Here is an 18,162-nt window from a genome sequence, read left to right on the forward strand (position 1 = left end):
TATTCAGTTCTGAGACGTCTGCCAGCTTTGAAGTTTGCGATAAATAGTAGATGGACTGACCTCAAGCAAACCCGCTGCTTGCGATATATTGCCATCACATGCATCTATCGCTTTTTCAATGGCACGTTTCTCCGTCACCCAGAGCGGTTCAATATCGGCCTTGGTCATTACCTTTGCCGGAGGCGTCGCAACGGCAACATCCCCATCATCCAGAGAAAAATTAGACAACAAAGGCTCTGGGCTTTCCTTTTCTAATGCAATTTCGGCACCAAAAACACTGGAAAGGGGCGGTGGAAGCATTTCTTCTGTGACTTGCTCTCCATTATGTAAAACAACAACGTTTCTGAGAATATTTTGAAGTTGACGTACGTTACCCGGCCAGTCGTAACTCAACATTTTCTGCATCACTTCATGACTGAAACGCGAGAAATTTTTTCCTTCTTCTGCAGAAAAGATAGCCAATAATGAATGAGCTATGTCTATGGCATCCTGGCCTCTCTCTCGAAGAGGGGGCAGAGCAAGTGGAATAACGTGCAATCGATAATACAAATCTTCACGGAAATTACCGGCCATGACTTCTTTCCACGGGTCACGGTTTGTGGCGCATACAAAGCGCACATCAACTTTTTTAACTTTGGATGAACCAACCTTCTGGAACGTACCTGTTTGTATAAACCTCAATAGTTTAGACTGTAAATCTAAATCCATCTCGCAGATTTCATCCAGAAAAAGTGTTCCTCCGTTTGCCAATTCGGCAGCACCCTCTCGGTCGGATACCGCGCCCGTAAACGCACCTTTCATATGACCAAAAAGCTCGCTTTCAATCAGGTCTTTTGGAATGGCCGCACAGTTTATAGCAACAAACGAATTATTAGCTCGGGTGCTGGCAGAATGTATCGCTTCTGCGCACACTTCCTTCCCTGTTCCACTCTCTCCAGTTATAAATACGGTCGCTTTGCTGGGCGCTGCGGATTCAATAACACGGTAAACAGCCTGCATAGGTAAACTGCTACCTATAAATCCGTAATAGGAGCCATCTTCTTCATTACTTACACTAGGTGACTGAGAGACTTTAGACTTGAGAGCTTTATTGACAGTGATTCTCAGCCTATCGGCTTCACACGGCTTGATTAAAAAATCACTGGCACCATGACGAATCGCTTCAACTGCGGCATCAATCGATCCATGTGCCGTCATGATCACGACAGGAATGTCGGGTTGTTGCTGACGGATCTCCGACAACACATCGAATCCAGAGATGTCTGGTAAACGCAAATCCAACAAAATCAATGAGAACTGATGCATGGTTGGCAACAATGCTAAGGCATCCTCTCCTGACGTCACTACATCAACCTTGATATCGAGAGGGTTGAGATATGACTTATACAATGCAGCGACCGACGCAGTGTCTTCCACCATCAAAATGCGCTTGTCTGCTAATGGTTGTTGCATTTTTCCTCCAGCCCTATTCCTTGCTGAGATTTGATTCGTTATGTTTTTTGAATTATACCGATAATAGTTCAAAAAATCGCTACCAATGCTTTTTGCATTGCAAAATGCGAAATTGATATCTTTCAGATTAGCAAAAACGCCAAATACTAGGGCATTTTGCATAAAAATAACTTGGCACGGTATGTGCATTTATTACCATGACCCTTATGGGTCACCTAGCCAACTGACGTTGTTTGTGAGCACTTCGTTCACTCAAACAAGATAGCCAGCCAAATTTTCGGCTGGCTTTTTTTTATCCTGAATCAGTTAAATTCTGCTGCCTTTACCATCTTTAGCTGTTGTTTATGAAAAGCTGCCTGAGCTCAGATATCTGGTCTCGTATCGTCGCAGCTTGCTCAAACTCGAGATTCTGCGCAGCCTCGTACATCTGACTTTCTAACTTCTTGATTTCCGCATCGAGCTGTTGGGGAGATTGAGCTGCATACCCACCATCCGGTTCAGCCACTTTGCTAAGTGCAGGGATAGGTTTGGTTTATGGCTTTTACGCTTACCACCCATTTCCATAACATCCATGACTTTTTTGTTCAGTTTTTGTGGGACGATACCTTTTTCTGCGTTATAGGCCATTTGCTTACTGCGTCGACGCTCGGTTTCATTGATCGCACGCTCCATCGAGCCGGTTATTCTGTCGCCGTAAAGAATAGCTTTTCCGCTGAGATTCCTTGCTGCTCGGCCTATTGTCTGAATGAGTGATCGGTCTGAACGTAAAAAGCCTTCTTTGTCGGCATCAAGAATCGCGACAAGTGAAACTTCAGGCATGTCTAACCCTTCTCTTAGGAGGTTAATCCCAACCAGTACATCAAACTGACCTAATCGTAAATCCCTAATAATTTCAACACGCTCAACCGTATCAACATCTGAGTGAAGGTATCGAACGCGAACGCCGTGCTCCTCAAGATATTCAGTAAGATCTTCAGCCATCCGCTTGGTCAGCGTTGTTACAAGCACCCTTTCATCTTTATTGGTACGGAGGCGAATTTCAGATAGCAGGTCATCAACTTGCGTCGCAACTGGCCGTACTTCAATTTCAGGATCCAAAAGCCCTGTAGGGCGCACGACCTGATCAGCAATATCGTCATCCGACTTTTCGATCTCATATTTTCCTGGTGTCGCAGATACGTAAACAGTCTGAGGAGCAATCGCCTCGAATTCATCGAACTTGAGCGGTCGGTTATCAAGCGCAGAGGGTAAACGGAAACCAAATTCCACCAAGGTTTCTTTTCTTGATCTGTCACCTTTGTACATTGCGCCTATCTGAGGAACAGTCACATGCGATTCATCAATAATCAACAGACCATCAGCCGGTAGATAGTCAAACAATGTCGGTGGTGGTTCACCCTCTAGGCGCCCACTTAAATAGCGCGAGTAATTCTCAATACCCGAGCAATAACCCAGTTCCGTCATCATTTCTATATCGAAAGCCGTGCGTTGAGAAATCCGCTGCTCTTCAAGAAGCTTGTTGTTTTTCAAAAGTACTTCTTTACGGTCAACAAGCTCTACTTTGATATGTTCGATAGCTTCAAGGATTCTTTCTCTGGGAGTCACATAGTGTGTCTTGGGGTAAATGGTACAACGGGGCATATTCCGTTCGCTGACCGCACCAGTAAGTGGATCAAACCTACTGATGGCTTCAACTTCATCATCGAAAAGTTCAATTCGGACTGCGTCTCTATCAGATTCTGCAGGGAAGATATCGATGACTTCACCACGAACCCGGAATGTACCGCGGGTAAATGCCTGATCATTTCGGGTGTATTGTAGCTCTGCTAATCGTCTCAGTATTTGGCGTTGATCCAACATGTCACCGCGGCGCACATGAAGCATCATCTTAAGATATGAATCAGGGTCACCAAGGCCATAGATCGCTGAGACAGACGCAACAATAATAACGTCTCTACGTTCCATTAACGCTTTGGTTGCAGACAGTCGCATTTGCTCAACATGCTCGTTTATCGAAGCGTCTTTCTCTATAAACGTATCCGTAGAAGGCACATAGGCTTCCGGTTGATAGTAGTCATAGTAAGAAACAAAATATTCAACAGCATTTTCAGGAAAGAACTCTCTCATTTCTCCGTAAAGCTGGGCTGCAAGCGTCTTATTTGGAGCAAGCACCATGGTCGGACGACCCGTTTTGGCGATGACATTAGCTATTGTAAAGGTCTTGCCTGAACCCGTTACACCCAGCAAGGTTTGATGCGCCAAACCTGAATCAAGACCATCAAGCAATTGTTCAATGGCTTTCGGCTGATCGCCTGAAGGCTCAAAAGGTGAATGAAGTTTAAACGCTTTTTCCATTATGCTTCCTGAGTATGAAGTGTTAGCACTTACTATTCTCAACGAGGTGGTGCCAATGTCAAACGGTCAATTTACAATCTGTTTGGTTTCGACTAGCAAATATACGCTTATTGCATCTAAACATACCAACTGTCAGTAAGTTAAATCATTGGCTTAATATTGACTTACCGGATAAAGCCCGAGAGTATGCCGACAAAGCTTTGTCGGAGCCTTCCCTCTCTGCTCCAACAAAAAATAATCTGCAGTCACACTTACATTGTGTCTGCTCGCTGAAATTCCAAGTGGAGATATCAATGGCAAAGGTAGCAATCGTAACAGGTGGTTCTAAGGGTATCGGCCGAGCCATCGTTAGCGGCTTACTGTCTAAGGGTTACGAAGTGTACAACCTCGACATTGGACAGGGTGACCAAGGTCACTTTATTCGATGCGATGTCACAAAATCGATTGATGTAAATGCGGCTGTCAAGACAGTGATCGACCAGTTCGGTCGCATTGATACACTCATTTGTAATGCGGGCATTCATTTCAGTGGAAACATCGAAAACACTTCAACAGAAGAACTCGATAATGTTTTTGCTATCAACGTAAAAGGGTCAGTCAACGCAATTCAGGCCTGTTTACCTGTCATGAAGTCACAGCAAAACGGCAGTATCGTATTGATGGGTTCTGACCAGTGCCATATCGCTAAACCCAATTCTTTCGCCTACAACCTCAGTAAACACGCTCTCGCTTCAGTGGGCAAAACAACGGCGATTGACTATGCAAGTTTTAACATTCGCGCCAATGTAATTTGCGCAGGAACAACAGAAACGCCCCTCTATCATCAAGCGATCGACAATTATTGTGCTCGCTCAGGAGCAAACAAAGAAGACATTCACAAAGAAGAAGCCGCACTGCAGCCCTTAGGGCGTATCGCGCAACCTGAAGAAATTGCGGATTTAGCACTGTTTTTGGCAAGCGATAAAGCACGGTTTATTACGGGTAGCCTTTACAACATCGATGGCGGTTATACGGCGAAATGAACAAGGTTATCGACCCGCATATCCACCTATTTGACCTCGATAAAGGGGATTACTTGTGGCTTCGTCCAGAGCAGCCTCCACATTGGTCTGACAAACACCAAATATACCGAAACTTCTCGGAGGTCGATCTCTCTCTTGGAGAGAAGCAGGCTTTTGCAGGCTTTGTTCATATTGAAGCAGGGTTCGACAACCGCTCTCCTTGGAAAGAAGTAAAGTGGCTTGAGAGCACAGTGACGTTGCCGTTTCGCTCAGTAGCATGTGTTGATTTAACGCAAAACGAAAACGACTTTGAGGTCGCTGTCGAGAAGCTAAAAACGTTTTCATCCGTGGTCGGCGTGAGACACATCCTAGATGAACAAGCCGCAATACTATTAACTGACCAGCGGGTTCAAAATAATCTGTCGACACTCGCACACAACGATTTGTTATTTGAAGCACAGTTTTTCGGTAAAGAGACTCAAGCCGCAGACGCGCTGGCTTCTTTGCTTGAGCGCTTTAAAGACCTCAAAGTAGTGATTAATCATGCTGCCTTTCCAACCCCAATTGATATGGGCATATGGCGGTCAAACCTCAGTGTTTTGTCTGAATGTTCCAATGTTTTTGTGAAGGCATCTGGCTGGGAAATGACTGATAGGAAATACAGCTTGAAACACATGCAAGAGGTGATTGGTCATCTGATCACCCTTTTTGGCGAGAACAGAGTGATGCTAGCGAGCAACTTTCCCCTTTGTCTCTTCAGCAAAAAGTATCAGACGCTTTGGGAGTGCTATACAAAGTTGCCATTTTCTGAAGCATGTTTACAAAAGCTCACGCACGACAACGCCCACAAAATTTATGCTTTTTAAATAACATGAAAAAAACCAGCCATACGGCTGGTTTTAGGTTCAACGCTAAGCGCTATTTGATAATCATATGAGGCGAACGCTTGACGACTTCATCGTTCAGTTCAATGCCGATTCCCGGCTCTTCAGATACAGTGAACTGGCCATTAACAGGCTGAGGGTCTTGAAGACACAACTCGCGGTTCCATGACTTAATAGCGTAGGTATGGTGCTCATGGATCAGGAAGTTAGGAATAGCCGTCTCGAGATGCAAGGAAGCAGCTGTTGCAACTGGGCCACCGCAAACGTGCGCCTGAATACGAACATCGAAAATATCCGCATAGTCACACACTTTCTTGGTTTCAGTGAAGCCGCCACAGAGACCAATATCCGGCTGAAGAACGTCAACACTTTGATCTTCAAGGTATGGTCGAACACCCCAACGGTTATATAAACGCTCACCACCTGCGATTGGCACAGCCACTTTATCGGCAACTTTTGCATGCAACGAGTGGTTGAGATAATTCACTGGTTCTTCGTAGTACATGCAGTCAAACTCTTCTGCAATAGCACCGAGTTGAATTGCTGTGGTCGCACCGGGCAGGCTGTGGCATTCAAAGATAATATCCACTTCGTCACCGACAGCCTCTCGAATCGCCTGCATACGCGCCCGATAGAGCTTCATTTCAGCGCGAGAAATGATCTTTGTACGCTCGTAGTAAGTGTTGCCATCTTTGTCATACATGATGGGGTCAACTTTCACCGCATCGTAACCCTCAGCCACAGCTTTTAATGCAGCCTCTGCATACTCTTCAGGGCGATATAGAGCTTTGAACTCTTTGTCCCAGTCAAACTGGAGCTGAGAAGCATAGGTGCGAAGGTTATCATTCACCTTGCCACCGAGCAGCTGGTAAACGGGTAAATTCAACGCTTTACCTTTGATGTCCCACAGCGCGGTGTCAATAGCACTCATTGCCGCATAAACAACAGGTCCGCCGCCCAATCCCCAGAAGCTCTCGCGCAACATCCGAGACCATAACTTTTCGGTCTGAAAAGGGTCATGACCAATAAGAAACGCTTCCGCCATCTCTTTAATCATGTTCGCAGCAGCACTATGACCGAGGTCGTAAGCCAGCCCGCTTCGCCGACACCAGAGATACCTTCGTCCGTATGGATCCTGATAAAAACCGGATTCCATGGCGGACGCTCCGGGCAGTGAATATCAAAAACTTCAACCGAAGTGACTTTCATCCTTGTTCTCCATTGGTAGTAATCTGAAAAATAGTAAGAGCTTATTCCATAAAGCTAGGGTCTAAGCGATAGGCTTTACGCAATAAAGAAGGCCATGCCTTTTGCCCACCGGTTGAACCAGAATGGACAACCTTAGCTTGAGCATAAATGTTATCTTGAATCGCTTTCGGCACTGCCACGGCATCTTTTCCGGTTGCTTGCAACATCAACTGAATCTCACAAGCGCGTTGCAGATCGTACATCCTCATAAAGCGTCACCAACCGTCGGCCCGAGTGTCAGGGCACCATGATTAATCAACAACATGTGGTTTTTATCTGCCAAATCGGTTTGCAGACTTTCTCTTTCATCCATGTCGACCGCCAAGCCTTCGTAGCCATGGTAAGCCATCGATGAAAGGGAGAACATTGAGTACTGACTGAGCGGCAGAAGACCATCTTTCTGTGAGGCAACAGCTATTGTCTCATTGGTATGAAGATGAAGCACACAACGAGCATCTGGTCTGACTTCGTGAATCGCACTATGAATAGTAAAACCAGCTGGGTTTATCGTGAAAGGGCAGCTTTCCAGTACATTTCCATCAAGATCGACTTTGACGAGGTTTGATGCTGTTACCTCATCAAAAGCCACGCCAAACGCATTGACTAAATACGTGTCGGTGTCAGGAATTTTCACAGAAACGTGGGTATAAATCAGGTCGTCCCAGCCCATGTGTGCAACCAAACGATAGCATGCAGCCAGCTCAACTCTTAACTGCCACTCAATATCACTGACCTGATTTTTCAAATTTAGTTTTAGCAGCTCGTTCACAGGCTCTCCTTTCGCGTTGTTTGCTTCTCGATTCGTCGCACAATTTTCACTTTTGAATCAGACAAAATAGGTGTGCAGGTGGCCTACTCTAGATAAACAGCGAGATGTGTACAACTAAGCACTTAAAAAAAACAATAGGTAGACGTCTAAACGCTTTAAGTTCTTTGTATCCTGATGATTTATTGAGCGTTACATCACTAAATAATCATCGCTTCATAAAACACTTTGTACGGTTTGAAGTGGAAAACTTTCTTGATTAACACAGTTATCCACAGAATTTGTGGGTAACTACTGTAGCTCCCACGCTGTTTTGGACTTCCGAAAGTCAACAATTTTTTAATGAAATTTACTTTAAAGCGGTAAAAAGGCCAATTTATGGTCAAACAAGACCTGAATCACACTTTTAACGACGCTGTTCGACGAAGGAAAGGCCCAATAATTTTATTCGCCGCCAAGGCTTGTGCATTTTTTAACCAAAAAATCATTCTCGCTGGCGAGCCTTCTTTTCATCTGCGTTTTCGACAGCATCCCATAATGAGCAATACACCTCTAATCACTAGTAAACATAAGGTATGCCAGATGTCGTATCTTTAACTATTCACAGCACTGAACAATGAATATTCAAAATAAGAGTCAAACGTTGGTATTTTGACCAATCAAATCGATTGCCTAAAAATCTTCTCAATGCAGTATTGACAGTGTTTATCGTCACCGATAATATTCGCCCCGCTTTGAGCGATTCCCCCTTAGTTCAGTTGGTAGAACGGCGGACTGTTAATCCGTATGTCGCTGGTTCAAGTCCAGCAGGGGGAGCCACTTTAAAGCCCCGGTCGAAAGACCGGGGCTTTTTACTTTCTGTCAGGCCGAAAACACGAAGCGCTCGTGTTAGCCCGGCTATCAATGTGTTCAAAGCAAAAAAATGGGCTCAAGGCCCATTCTGATAACTATATTGTCGAATTACTTCGCCACATTACCTGCGACATTCATGATGTCCCATGTCCGTGAAAATGGCGGTGCATAGGCGAAGTCCATCGTAGCAAGCTGGCTAGTTGTCGCTCCCATGGTAATTGCTACGGCCATTGCATCAATCCGGTGAACAGCCCCTTTCCTTCCGACCATTTGTGCACCGAGAATGCGTTTTGTGTCTGTCTCGTAAATCAGTTTCATGTGAAGATCTGATTGACCATCACAATAGTTCGTATGGCATTTATCTGTGATTGTTTTGGCTTTTACCTCAAACCCGCGGTCACCGCCTCGCGCTCCGAAAGGCCAGTGCGCCCCGCTTCGAGACCAAGCAATCTTATACAGCTCGTTCCCAGTGAACCGGTGAAGGGCGAGATCTGTTGATGTTGGCCCGATGCTGACGATCGTGCCATCGCCTCTCCAACCAGCCTCCCCAATTTATTTGCGCCTGTTGCAAGTGGTATGTAGCTATCTTTGCCTGATATCGCATTCGGAATCGATGCACAATCTCCCGCCGCCCACACGTCATTTAGTGATGTTTTTCCGTGTTGGTCAATGCGTATGGCACCGTTTGCCAGCATCTCAATGCCTGTCTCCAGCAAAAAGTCTGTATTGGGTTTAACACCCGTGCATACCAGCACTAAATCTGTTTGGTATTCCCCCTTATCTGTGATTATTCCTTCTACGGATTGGTCACCGATTACTGAGATCACCTGTTCATCTGTCAGTACTTCAACACCTGCTTGCCGAAGCTCGGTCATGAAGTGCTTACTGATTTCACTATCAAACGCATCGGGAATAAGTCGGGAAGCGCGTTCAATCAAACGTACCTTTTTACCCCTGTGCACCATGGCTTCAGCCACTTCCAGCCCAATAAATCCTGATCCAATGACGGTAATGTGTTGGCAGGCTTCGTTGCCTATTGCTGCTTTTAGATCAATGCCATCTTGCATCCTGCGAAGAGAGTAAACGCCTTCTTTCCTCAGGCCTTCGATAGGCGGTATGATTTCGCGTGCTCCAGTAGCAATCATTAGCCTGTCATAGCGAGCGGTCATTGTTCCTTCATCACTATTCACATCCAGCGTTTTATTGACACTGTCGATCTTTGTAACGCGGTGGCCTGTGCGAACATCAATACCACGTTTGGCAAATTGCTCTGGCGTAAATTCCGCCATGTAAGAAGGGTCTTGAAACTCATCGGCAACAAAATAGGGAAGCCCACACGCGCCGAACGAAATGATCTCTGATGCCTCATAAACGATGATGTCTGCGGATGGATTGGTGCGTGCTGCTTTGGCTGCTGCGCTCATACCGGCGGCTTCACCGCCAATGATGACAATTTTCATACTACTTTCCTGCAATAGAAGTCTGGCAGGGCGCTTTTATCCCTACCAACTTCAAGATGATGGGGACTTAGGCTGCGGTTTCTTCACTGTCTAGGCTGACGGTGTTGTCTTTGTTGAATACTGATATGTCAGTTTGCCCAAGAAGTTTACTGGTAACTGTGCCAGCCATGGCCGAGCCTGATACATTGAGTGCGGTTCGGCCCATATCAATCAGAGGCTCGATAGAAATAAGCAGCCCAGCTAATGCAACCGGAAAATCGAGCGCAGACAGGACAATCAAAGCTGCAAATGTTGCACCGCCGCCAATGCCAGCAACGCCAAAGGAACTGACTGTAATGACAGCAACGAGGGTAACGATAAAGCCAGGGTCCAAGGGATTGATGCCCAGTGTTGGAGCAATCATCACAGCCAGCATTGCAGGGTAGATACCAGCACAGCCGTTTTGACCTATGGTTGAGCCGAATGAGGCGGCAAAATTAGCGATTCCATTTGATACCCCGAGTGCTTTTTCCTGTGTTGCAACATTGAGTGGAATGGATGCAGCGCTACTTCTGGAAGTGAAAGCGAACGTCAAAAGTGGCGTGATTTTTTTAAGGTATCGTAATGGGTTGATGCCAACCAATGCGACAATGGCCAAATGAACAGCGAACATAGTGAAAAGTGCACCGTATGATGCCATCACGAAATGCGCCAGATTGACGATGTCAGCATAGTTTGAGCCTGAAATCACTTTAGTCATTAATGCCATAACGCCATAAGGGGTTAGGCGAAGTACCAGTGTCACGATACGCATGACGATCGTTTTTGCTACTGTCACGAAGTGTTCAAACGAGACAAAGACATCAGGGTTCTTACGCGAAATACCTGTCGCTGCAACGCCGATAAAGACGGAGAAGATGACAGTGGCAATCGTTGATGTGCTGCGTGCCCCTGTCATATCCAGAAACGGGTTTGCGGGGATAAACTGTATCAACATATCGGCAAACGATAACTGCTCGACAGTTCCAAGCCTATTTTCCAGCACTTGTGCTCTTGCGGTTTCTGCTGCGCCGGACGTTAGCCCCTCAGCGGTCAAACCAAAAAGATTCGACCACGCAATACCTATCAAAGCGGCGATACTGGTGGTTAAAACCAATGTACCAATTGTCATGGCGCTGATTTTACCCAGAGACGAGCTGCTATTGAGCTTTAAGATTGCTGAAATAATCGACACCATGATCAGTGGCGTAATGATCATCTGAAGCAGTTTCACATAGCCTTTTCCGACAATATCGATGTAGTTGATACTTGTTGCGATAATGTCGGAACCGGATCCGTAATAAAGCTGGAGTAATGCACCAAAAGCGATACCTAGCCCGAGTCCAGTGAAGACTCGCTTGGTAAATGATATATGTTTAGATTGCTGAAGAAATATAAATAAAAGCAATGCGATAAAAATAACGAGGTTAATGATAATGCTTATAGTCATAGTATTTATTTATGATAGTGTGTGTTTTTAATGTGTTAAATTTGTTGTTCTCTATTGGGATATTTGTTGTTTTTATTGTTATTAAATAGAGTTAGTTAGGTCTAAAGTATTGATTTTTTAGGAAAGTGTTAATTTATTTTCATTTAACATTCATTGGCTTGTATATTGTTTTTATTATTATATTTAGTAGTGAGGATTTATTAAAAAGAAGGAGGGGAATTATTATCTCAGTCAGATAAAAATAATAATGAAAAAATCATATAGATAATAAACACAAATTATAGAGATGGATGAATATCTACCAATTTTTGATTGGTTATTAGTCAATGTTAGATTTTTGTATAAATAACATTCACTGTTATCGAATAAATAGCCACTTCACCTGCCATTCAAATTACACCCTTAGTTATTGTGTGCCTTCTTTCTAAGATTTGAACTCAAGCGTATCACGAAAAAAATTTCATTGATTTTTGTTGTAATGAGAATAATTCGCATTACAATTCGCACCCATGAAATTTTACACGCAACAATGAGACGGCCGATCTGAGTCAGTTTCAGTGTTGTACTCACAGGGAGTGAGATGAGGACTAACGTGCTGAGTAGCCACGAAATTGTCTGAGTCTCGGTTTGGATCGATATGCGAGTAAATTATACCCCTTGGCCGGAAGATGAAGCGAAAAGATACAGAGAAAAGGGCTTCTGGCTTGACCTTCAACTCACCGACATCCTTGATCGTCATCTGACATCGCAAGGAAGTAAAACTGCCATTATCACTGATGACAGTAGACTGACTTACGCTGAGCTGGCGCTTTACTCGACTCGTCTTGCAGCATCACTTGCGAAACGAGGCCTCAAAGCAGGTGACACAGCATTAGTACAACTGCCCAATGATTTTCCGTTTTACGTCGTCTATTTTGCGCTTCTTCGTCTTGGTGTTGTCCCGGTAAACGCGTTGTTTAATCACAACCGCGAAGAGCTGTCGCACTACGCAAAGCAATTGGAGCCAAAACTGGTTATTGGCTCTGAACTGCAGCCTTTGTTCAAAACCGCCGATTTTACAAACCAACTTCGTGAGAACGAGGATATTGCCTTCGAATTACTCGTTGATGGCAACGTGGATTTTGCTCCCTCGTTACGTGAACTCTGGTTAAACGAAGAAACAGATATTTCTTGTGTGCCTAAAGCGACGGGCGCTGATGAGGTTGCTTTCTTCCAACTCTCTGGCGGAAGCACAGGTACACCGAAGCTGATCCCAAGAACTCACAACGATTACTACTACAGCGTTCGCCAAAGTGTAGATGTTTGTGAATGGGAAGACTCGGTTGTTTATTTGTGTGCACTGCCCGCAGCCCATAACTTTCCACTCAGTTCACCTGGCGCCCTCGGTGTGTTTTTCGCTGGCGGCACGCTGGTGATTGCGCCTGATCCGTCCCCGTCAACATGCTTCCCATTGATTAAACAGCATGGCGTGAACTGGACAGCATTAGTTCCGCCAGCCGCCATTTTGTGGCTGAACGCCCCTGATGGCGCTGAAGCATTAGCGAGCCTGAAATACCTCCAAGTCGGCGGCGCAAGGCTTAGCACTAACCTTGCTAAACGAGTTGAAAGCGAGCTGGACGTGACTCTTCAGCAAGTCTTCGGCATGGCGGAAGGATTGGTCAATTATACTCGCCTCGATGATGACGAGTGGACGCGCCACAACACGCAAGGCCGTCCGATGAGTGAGGACGATGTGGTTGTGATTGTTGATGAAGATGGCGAGCCTGTTAAACAGGGTGAAGAAGGGCTGCTGACGACCAAAGGTCCATACACCTTCCGAGGTTACTTCAACGCCGACACACACAACCGAAAAGCATTTACTGATCAAGGTTACTACGCCAGTGGTGACGTGGTTGTACAGACAGAGACAGGACATCTCACTGTTGTGGGTCGAGACAAAGATCAAATCAACAAAGGTGGCGAAAAGATCGCGGCAGAAGAGTTGGAAAACCACCTGCTTTCGCACCCAGACGTGTTTGACGCTGCTGTGGTGTCTATGCCAGACGAATTACTGGGTGAGAGGATTTGTGCCTTCATCATCGTCAAAAAAGGATGCGCCGTTCGGCCTGTCACCCTCAATAAGTTCATGCGCAGTAAGCATCTGGCGGATTACAAATACCCGGATCGTTATGAGCTTATCGATGCTTTCCCCAAAACAAAAGTTGGAAAGGTAGATAAGAAATCATTGCGGGCACACATTGCCACCTTGCTTGCCAAGCGCACCCCTCCTTCTCGCACGTTAGTTTAGGGAAAACACACATGGCTATACCAAGAATTCAGGCTTACAGCTTACCTGCTGCTGAGCAGTTTCCGGAAAACAAAACATCATGGCAAATTGATCCATCAAAGGCGGTGCTGCTGATCCATGATATGCAGGACTACTTTGTTAATTTCTTTGACACTCAACTCTCACCGATTCCAGAGTTGATCAGCAATATCCAGTCGCTCAAGGCGGCATGTAAAGAAACGGGTATTCCAGTGGTCTACACCGCGCAGCCCGCTAATCAGGCACCTGAAGATCGCGCACTTCTCACTGATTTTTGGGGTACGGGCCTGAAAGACAGTACGCCGATTATTGACGAGCTGACACCTGACGCTGATGACAAGCAATATGTTAAGTGGCGCTATAGCGCATTCAAGAAATCAACGTTTCTTGAAGACATGCGTGAAGCGGGCAGAGATCAGCTACTGATTTGCGGTATTTACGGCCATATCGGTATCTTATCGACAACGCTAGATGCCTTCATGCTCGATATCAAACCGTTTGTGATTGGCGATGCGATTGGTGATTTTTCGAAGCAAGACCATGAATTTACGCTGAAATACGTCACGGGCCGTGCGGGTAATGTGAAATCGCTGGCTGATGTTAAGCGTACACTGTCAAGCAGCGAAAAGTCGTCTGATTCAGCCGTTTTGCCTTTATCGCTGAGCCTCGAATCAATGCAACAGGATGTCGCTGAAGCACTGATGTTGGATTTGGAAGATGTCGAAGTCGATGAGAACCTGACCTACATCGGGTTGGATTCCATTCGCGCCATGGTTCTACTTGATAAATGGCGTGCTCAGGGCTCAACCGTAACATTCGCTGAACTGGTGAAAACAGTGACGCTTGCTGAGTGGTGGCAAACCATTAGCGACAAAGCCGCAGTGAGTGAGGTTGCCTGACGATGACGCAGAGCACTGACAGTCACGAGACGCTTCCGCTGACTCAGGCTCAGTTTGGGATCTGGCTGGGTCAGTCGATCAACGCAGACAGTACACGCTACAACGCGGCTGAATATCTGGAGTTTTCAGGTAAGTTTGATGCGGTGGCTTTCATGGCTGCTGCAACGGATGTTACTCAAGCAGCGTCTGCGCTGAACATGGCTTTTGATAGGGATGGCGATTCGCCGTCCCATCAGCGTATTGATCATGAGCTGGCAGCCAGTAATTCCATTCGTTTCGTTGATTTGTCTGCTGAACATCATCCTCGCGATGCGGCTATCAGATGGATGAATACTGATCGTAACTTGCCTCTGGATATCTTTATTGGACGTAATTATCGTCATGCGCTGATCAAGCTCAGTGATACTCGCCACTTTTGGTACTTGTGCATCCATCATGTTGCCAGCGACGGTTACAGTTTTGCTTTATTGGCGGATAAAGTACTGAGTCAGTATCAGAGTAATGCGAACACACCAACGCCCGCAGATATTGAGCAGTATGCCCGTCTGTCTGATGAAGATGCCGCCTATCGTTCATCAAAATATTTCGTCAAAGACAAAGACTATTGGCACTCTCTGCTGGCTAGCGCGCCGAAATCTGTCAGCTTCTCTTATCAGCCGCCATCAGATATCAGTGAAAAAACGCTGACAGCAAAGACCACGATCACCGGAGAACAGCTCGATATATTGAGCCAGGCTGCGATGACCTACCAGAGCAGCTGGGGTGATTTGTTGATCACTCTAGTCGCCGCAGAACTTCACCATCAAACGGGTATAAAAGGCACAGTTTTAGGTATGCCGTTTGCCGGGCGTATGGGGTCGGTGTCTGCAGACTTACCTTGCATGCACATGAATATCGTACCGATAGTGGCTGACTTTGAAAGTGTAGAATCACTCGGAGATTTGCATCAGCAACTGTCACTGCAAATACGAAAAGGACGGCGCCACTTCCGCTACCGCTATGAAGATTTAAAGCACGAACTGGCGAGAAATACGACGGATAATAAGTTGTTCGGACCCGTGGTCAATATCCTGCCTTTTGAGCGCCGCTTTGATCTTACCGATTGCGATGTGACGCCACATACCCTGAGTGCAGGACCGGTTGAGGACATTGCCTTTACCTTTGTGAAACAACCGGACGGTGGGCTGGTTTTCTCTATTGAAGCCAATTCGGAATGCTATACCGATTCAGTCTTGTCTGAGCTGAAACAGCGTCTGTCAATCGCTATCAAGAATATTGACGCTGTGCTCGAGAAGCCGCTGACCGTTAATACGGACAAGCTGTCGATTCAATCCTCGATGGCACTTCCCGAGGCGCAAGCGAGCACCTCGTTATTGCAGCGTATTTACCAGCACACATTATCAACACCGGATGCACTTGCTTTATCTGACGCGGGTGGCGAGGCGATAAGCTATAAAGCATTAACCGAGCGGGTTAATGTCGTTGCTAACGCCATCAAGGGTTTCAACCTTTCGCCGAATCAGACCGTTTTACTGGCGATCCCTCGAAGTCAGGAAGCGGTGATCACTATGGTCGCAGTGCTTCTTGCCGGACATCGATTCGTGTGCGTCGACCCAGATGCGCCGCTGAGCCGAAACTCATTAATTATTGAAGATGCCAAGCCTGCATTGTGTCTTTATTCGCCTGCTATCAACGACGAGTTAACACAGGCTTTGTCGGCATGCCCATCAACCTCGGTTGATGAAATAGATATCAGCAGTGAAGAAAGTCTGCCAAACCTTTGGCTTCAGGCTGACCTCAACTCGATGTCGCTTGCCTACCTCATTTATACATCTGGCTCCACGGGTACGCCAAAAGGGGTAATGATTAGCGTTGAAGCCTTGAATACTTTCACGCTTGCTGCGGCTGCAGATTACGGAATTACTGCTTCTGACACCATGCTGCAATTTGCGCCGTTACACTTTGATGCCTGCATTGAGGAGATATTTGTTTCCCTGTCTGTCGGTGCGCATATCGTTGTCAGAAACGATGAGATGCTTGAAAGTATGTCAGCCTTTGTTGCGTGCTGTCAGCAGTGGGGGATAAGTGTTCTCGATTTACCAACAGCGTTCTGGCATGAACTGGCGTTAGCCATTGAAGAGCAATCCCTGACGTTACCGGACTCACTCAACACCGTGATTATCGGTGGTGAGGCGGTCAAAGCGCCGCGCGTTGAAGCGTGGCGACAGGCAGTCAGCTCTGACATAAAGCTGCTAAATACTTACGGACCTAGTGAAGCCACAGTCGTTGCGACGTTCGCTGATCTTGCGCAATCCCGCTCTTCTACAACAATCGGGAAACCGCTTTCCGGTCGTCACATCGCGGTGGTAGACGCTGATCTTCGGCCTGTGCCGACAGGTGAAGAAGGTGAGCTACTGCTGATGGGCGACGGCCTGAGTGACGGTTACCTAGGGCTAGATACCAAAACTGCAGAGAGCTTTGTGGTTTTCGATTTTGTTCATCATCCACTCTCCGGTCAGCGCGCTTATCGCACAGGTGACAGAGTCAAGCTCAACCCGTGCGGCAACATAGAGTTTCTGGGCCGTATTGACGAACAAATCAAAATCAGTGGCTACCGCATTGAGCCGGGCGAAATCGAGCATGTGCTGATGACGCTTGAAACGGTGGATGATGCTGCAATCACGGTCAATCCGCATCCACAATCGGGCATGCCGATTATGCTGCGCACTTGGTGGTATCAGATCAGCGCGAGAACCATGATATCGATGTTGGTTACCTCCGCTCGCTGCTCGCTGATCTACTCCCAGCACCCATGCTGCCATCTGTAGTTCATACATACTCGGTACTGCCAACCAATGCCTCTGGGAAGGTTGACAAAAAAGCGTTGTCAGCAAATCTGGTCGACAGTGATAACGAGGTATCTTCAGACTCTGATTTATCTGAGTTTGAAGCAAAAGTCGCGGCCATTTGGCAGGAAGTGTTGGGTGTCGAACGTGTCGGCCGATACGACGATTTCTTCCTGATTGGCGGCCAGTCACTGCAAAGTATTCAACTGGCAACACGCCTTTCTTCGTTGATGAATGAGACCATACCGGTTTCGAAAGTGTTCGATAATCCGAGGCTAGCGGAACTTTGTCAGTCGCTCCAGTCAGAAAGCAAGCTAGAGCTGAAAGATGTTCATACCGAAATGGCTGAAGATGTTGCCGCGCTGAGTGCTGAGTTGCCGTCTGATATAAACTCTTGCTTATCACCGAAGCCCTCGCTGGTGGTATTGACCGGAGCCACGGGTTTTGTTGGCGCACAGCTTCTCAATCAATTACTTCAGGATCCTGAGATTTCAGTGATCTGTCCGGTTCGGGCTGACAATTCATCGCACGGTATGGCACGTGTAGAAGCCGCGTTGCTTGCTCAGGGCTTGGATATTCGTGCTTAAGCCGAGTAACGGCGCTGGCGTCAGACTTATCCGCGCCGC

The 18,162-nt window shown here is 46.5% G+C and carries 13 protein-coding genes, 1 tRNA gene and 1 pseudogene; 7 read left to right on the forward strand and 8 right to left on the reverse strand.

Annotated features, from left to right (window positions below; genetic code table 11):
• Positions 1–3 precede the first annotated feature (3 nt).
• Complete coding sequence (gene luxO / locus CS022_RS08505; protein ID WP_129121932.1) at positions 4–1,452, reverse strand: quorum-sensing sigma-54 dependent transcriptional regulator LuxO; 1,449 nt, start codon at positions 1,450–1,452, stop codon at positions 4–6.
• A 331-nt stretch (positions 1,453–1,783) separates the two neighbouring features.
• A pseudogene (uvrB, locus tag CS022_RS08510) lies at positions 1,784–3,807 on the reverse strand (excinuclease ABC subunit UvrB).
• A 293-nt stretch (positions 3,808–4,100) separates the two neighbouring features.
• On the opposite strand from uvrB, the gene CS022_RS08515 reads away from it, so the two are divergent.
• Together CS022_RS08515 and CS022_RS08520 are read left to right on the forward strand one after the other, a co-directional pair.
• Positions 4,101–4,829, forward strand: coding sequence for an SDR family NAD(P)-dependent oxidoreductase (locus CS022_RS08515; protein ID WP_129121933.1), 729 nt, complete (start codon positions 4,101–4,103; stop codon positions 4,827–4,829).
• A complete protein-coding gene (locus CS022_RS08520; RefSeq protein ID WP_129121934.1) occupies positions 4,826–5,674 on the forward strand; it encodes an amidohydrolase family protein in 849 nt (282 codons plus the stop codon). The genes CS022_RS08515 and CS022_RS08520 overlap by 4 nt, the downstream gene beginning before the upstream one ends.
• Before the next feature lie 52 nt (positions 5,675–5,726).
• Here CS022_RS08520 and CS022_RS08525 read toward each other — a convergent pair whose 3' ends face one another.
• The 3 genes from CS022_RS08525 to CS022_RS08530 form a co-directional block, all read right to left on the reverse strand.
• Positions 5,727–6,848: a mandelate racemase/muconate lactonizing enzyme family protein gene (locus CS022_RS08525; protein WP_235869331.1), complete on the reverse strand. Its 1,122-nt coding sequence runs from the start codon at positions 6,846–6,848 to the stop codon at positions 5,727–5,729.
• Between the two features lie 94 nt (positions 6,849–6,942).
• Positions 6,943–7,149, reverse strand: a complete 207-nt coding sequence (locus tag CS022_RS26140; protein WP_235869332.1) for a class II aldolase/adducin head domain-containing protein — start codon at positions 7,147–7,149, stop codon at positions 6,943–6,945.
• Complete coding sequence (locus CS022_RS08530) at positions 7,146–7,709, reverse strand: class II aldolase/adducin family protein (protein ID WP_235869333.1); 564 nt, start codon at positions 7,707–7,709, stop codon at positions 7,146–7,148. The genes CS022_RS26140 and CS022_RS08530 overlap by 4 nt, the downstream gene beginning before the upstream one ends.
• A gap of 740 nt (positions 7,710–8,449) precedes the next feature.
• Between CS022_RS08530 and CS022_RS08535 the strand changes: the two genes are divergently transcribed.
• Positions 8,450–8,525 (forward strand) — tRNA-Asn (locus tag CS022_RS08535).
• Positions 8,526–8,666: 141 nt separating this feature from the next.
• Here CS022_RS08535 and CS022_RS27660 read toward each other — a convergent pair.
• The 3 genes from CS022_RS27660 to CS022_RS08545 all read right to left on the reverse strand — a co-directional run bounded on the left by CS022_RS27660 (position 8,667) and on the right by CS022_RS08545 (position 11,486).
• Positions 8,667–9,017: an NAD(P)/FAD-dependent oxidoreductase gene (locus CS022_RS27660; protein WP_328590338.1), complete on the reverse strand. Its 351-nt coding sequence runs from the start codon at positions 9,015–9,017 to the stop codon at positions 8,667–8,669.
• Positions 8,939–10,018 (reverse strand): CoA-disulfide reductase, encoded by a 1,080-nt coding sequence (locus CS022_RS08540; protein ID WP_235869335.1) that lies wholly within the window; start codon positions 10,016–10,018, stop codon positions 8,939–8,941. The genes CS022_RS27660 and CS022_RS08540 overlap by 79 nt, the downstream gene beginning before the upstream one ends.
• Positions 10,019–10,085: 67 nt before the next feature.
• Positions 10,086–11,486, reverse strand: coding sequence for an L-cystine transporter (locus CS022_RS08545; RefSeq protein WP_129121935.1), 1,401 nt, complete (start codon positions 11,484–11,486; stop codon positions 10,086–10,088).
• A 637-nt stretch (positions 11,487–12,123) separates the two neighbouring features.
• Here CS022_RS08545 and CS022_RS08550 point away from each other — a divergent pair.
• The 4 genes from CS022_RS08550 to CS022_RS27250 are packed head-to-tail and all read left to right on the forward strand — an operon-like array spanning position 12,124 to position 18,123.
• On the forward strand, positions 12,124–13,773 hold the full coding sequence (locus tag CS022_RS08550; RefSeq protein WP_129121936.1) for a (2,3-dihydroxybenzoyl)adenylate synthase: 1,650 nt from the start codon (positions 12,124–12,126) through the stop codon (positions 13,771–13,773).
• Positions 13,774–13,784: 11 nt separating this feature from the next.
• Complete coding sequence (locus CS022_RS08555; RefSeq protein ID WP_129121937.1) at positions 13,785–14,690, forward strand: isochorismatase family protein; 906 nt, start codon at positions 13,785–13,787, stop codon at positions 14,688–14,690.
• Positions 14,691–14,692: 2 nt separating this feature from the next.
• A complete protein-coding gene (locus CS022_RS08560) occupies positions 14,693–17,518 on the forward strand; it encodes an amino acid adenylation domain-containing protein (RefSeq protein WP_129121938.1) in 2,826 nt (941 codons plus the stop codon).
• Positions 17,503–18,123, forward strand: a complete 621-nt coding sequence (locus CS022_RS27250; RefSeq protein ID WP_129121939.1) for a phosphopantetheine-binding protein — start codon at positions 17,503–17,505, stop codon at positions 18,121–18,123. The genes CS022_RS08560 and CS022_RS27250 overlap by 16 nt, the downstream gene beginning before the upstream one ends.
• Positions 18,124–18,162 lie beyond the last annotated feature (39 nt).

The organism is Veronia nyctiphanis (genome assembly GCF_004116385.1).
GTDB lineage: Bacteria > Pseudomonadota > Gammaproteobacteria > Enterobacterales > Vibrionaceae > Veronia > Veronia nyctiphanis.

Coding starts and splice junctions, on each gene's coding strand:
- luxO (WP_129121932.1), bottom strand. CDS start 1,452: ATGCAACAACCATTAGCAGACAAGCGCATTTTGATGGTGGAAGACACT.
- CS022_RS08515 (WP_129121933.1), top strand. CDS start 4,101: ATGGCAAAGGTAGCAATCGTAACAGGTGGTTCTAAGGGTATCGGCCGA.
- CS022_RS08520 (WP_129121934.1), top strand. CDS start 4,826: ATGAACAAGGTTATCGACCCGCATATCCACCTATTTGACCTCGATAAA.
- CS022_RS08525 (WP_235869331.1), bottom strand. CDS start 6,848: ATGGAATCCGGTTTTTATCAGGATCCATACGGACGAAGGTATCTCTGG.
- CS022_RS26140 (WP_235869332.1), bottom strand. CDS start 7,149: ATGAGGATGTACGATCTGCAACGCGCTTGTGAGATTCAGTTGATGTTG.
- CS022_RS08540 (WP_235869335.1), bottom strand. CDS start 10,018: ATGAAAATTGTCATCATTGGCGGTGAAGCCGCCGGTATGAGCGCAGCA.
- CS022_RS08545 (WP_129121935.1), bottom strand. CDS start 11,486: ATGACTATAAGCATTATCATTAACCTCGTTATTTTTATCGCATTGCTT.
- CS022_RS08550 (WP_129121936.1), top strand. CDS start 12,124: ATGCGAGTAAATTATACCCCTTGGCCGGAAGATGAAGCGAAAAGATAC.
- CS022_RS08555 (WP_129121937.1), top strand. CDS start 13,785: ATGGCTATACCAAGAATTCAGGCTTACAGCTTACCTGCTGCTGAGCAG.
- CS022_RS08560 (WP_129121938.1), top strand. CDS start 14,693: ATGACGCAGAGCACTGACAGTCACGAGACGCTTCCGCTGACTCAGGCT.
- CS022_RS27250 (WP_129121939.1), top strand. CDS start 17,503: ATGCTGCCATCTGTAGTTCATACATACTCGGTACTGCCAACCAATGCC.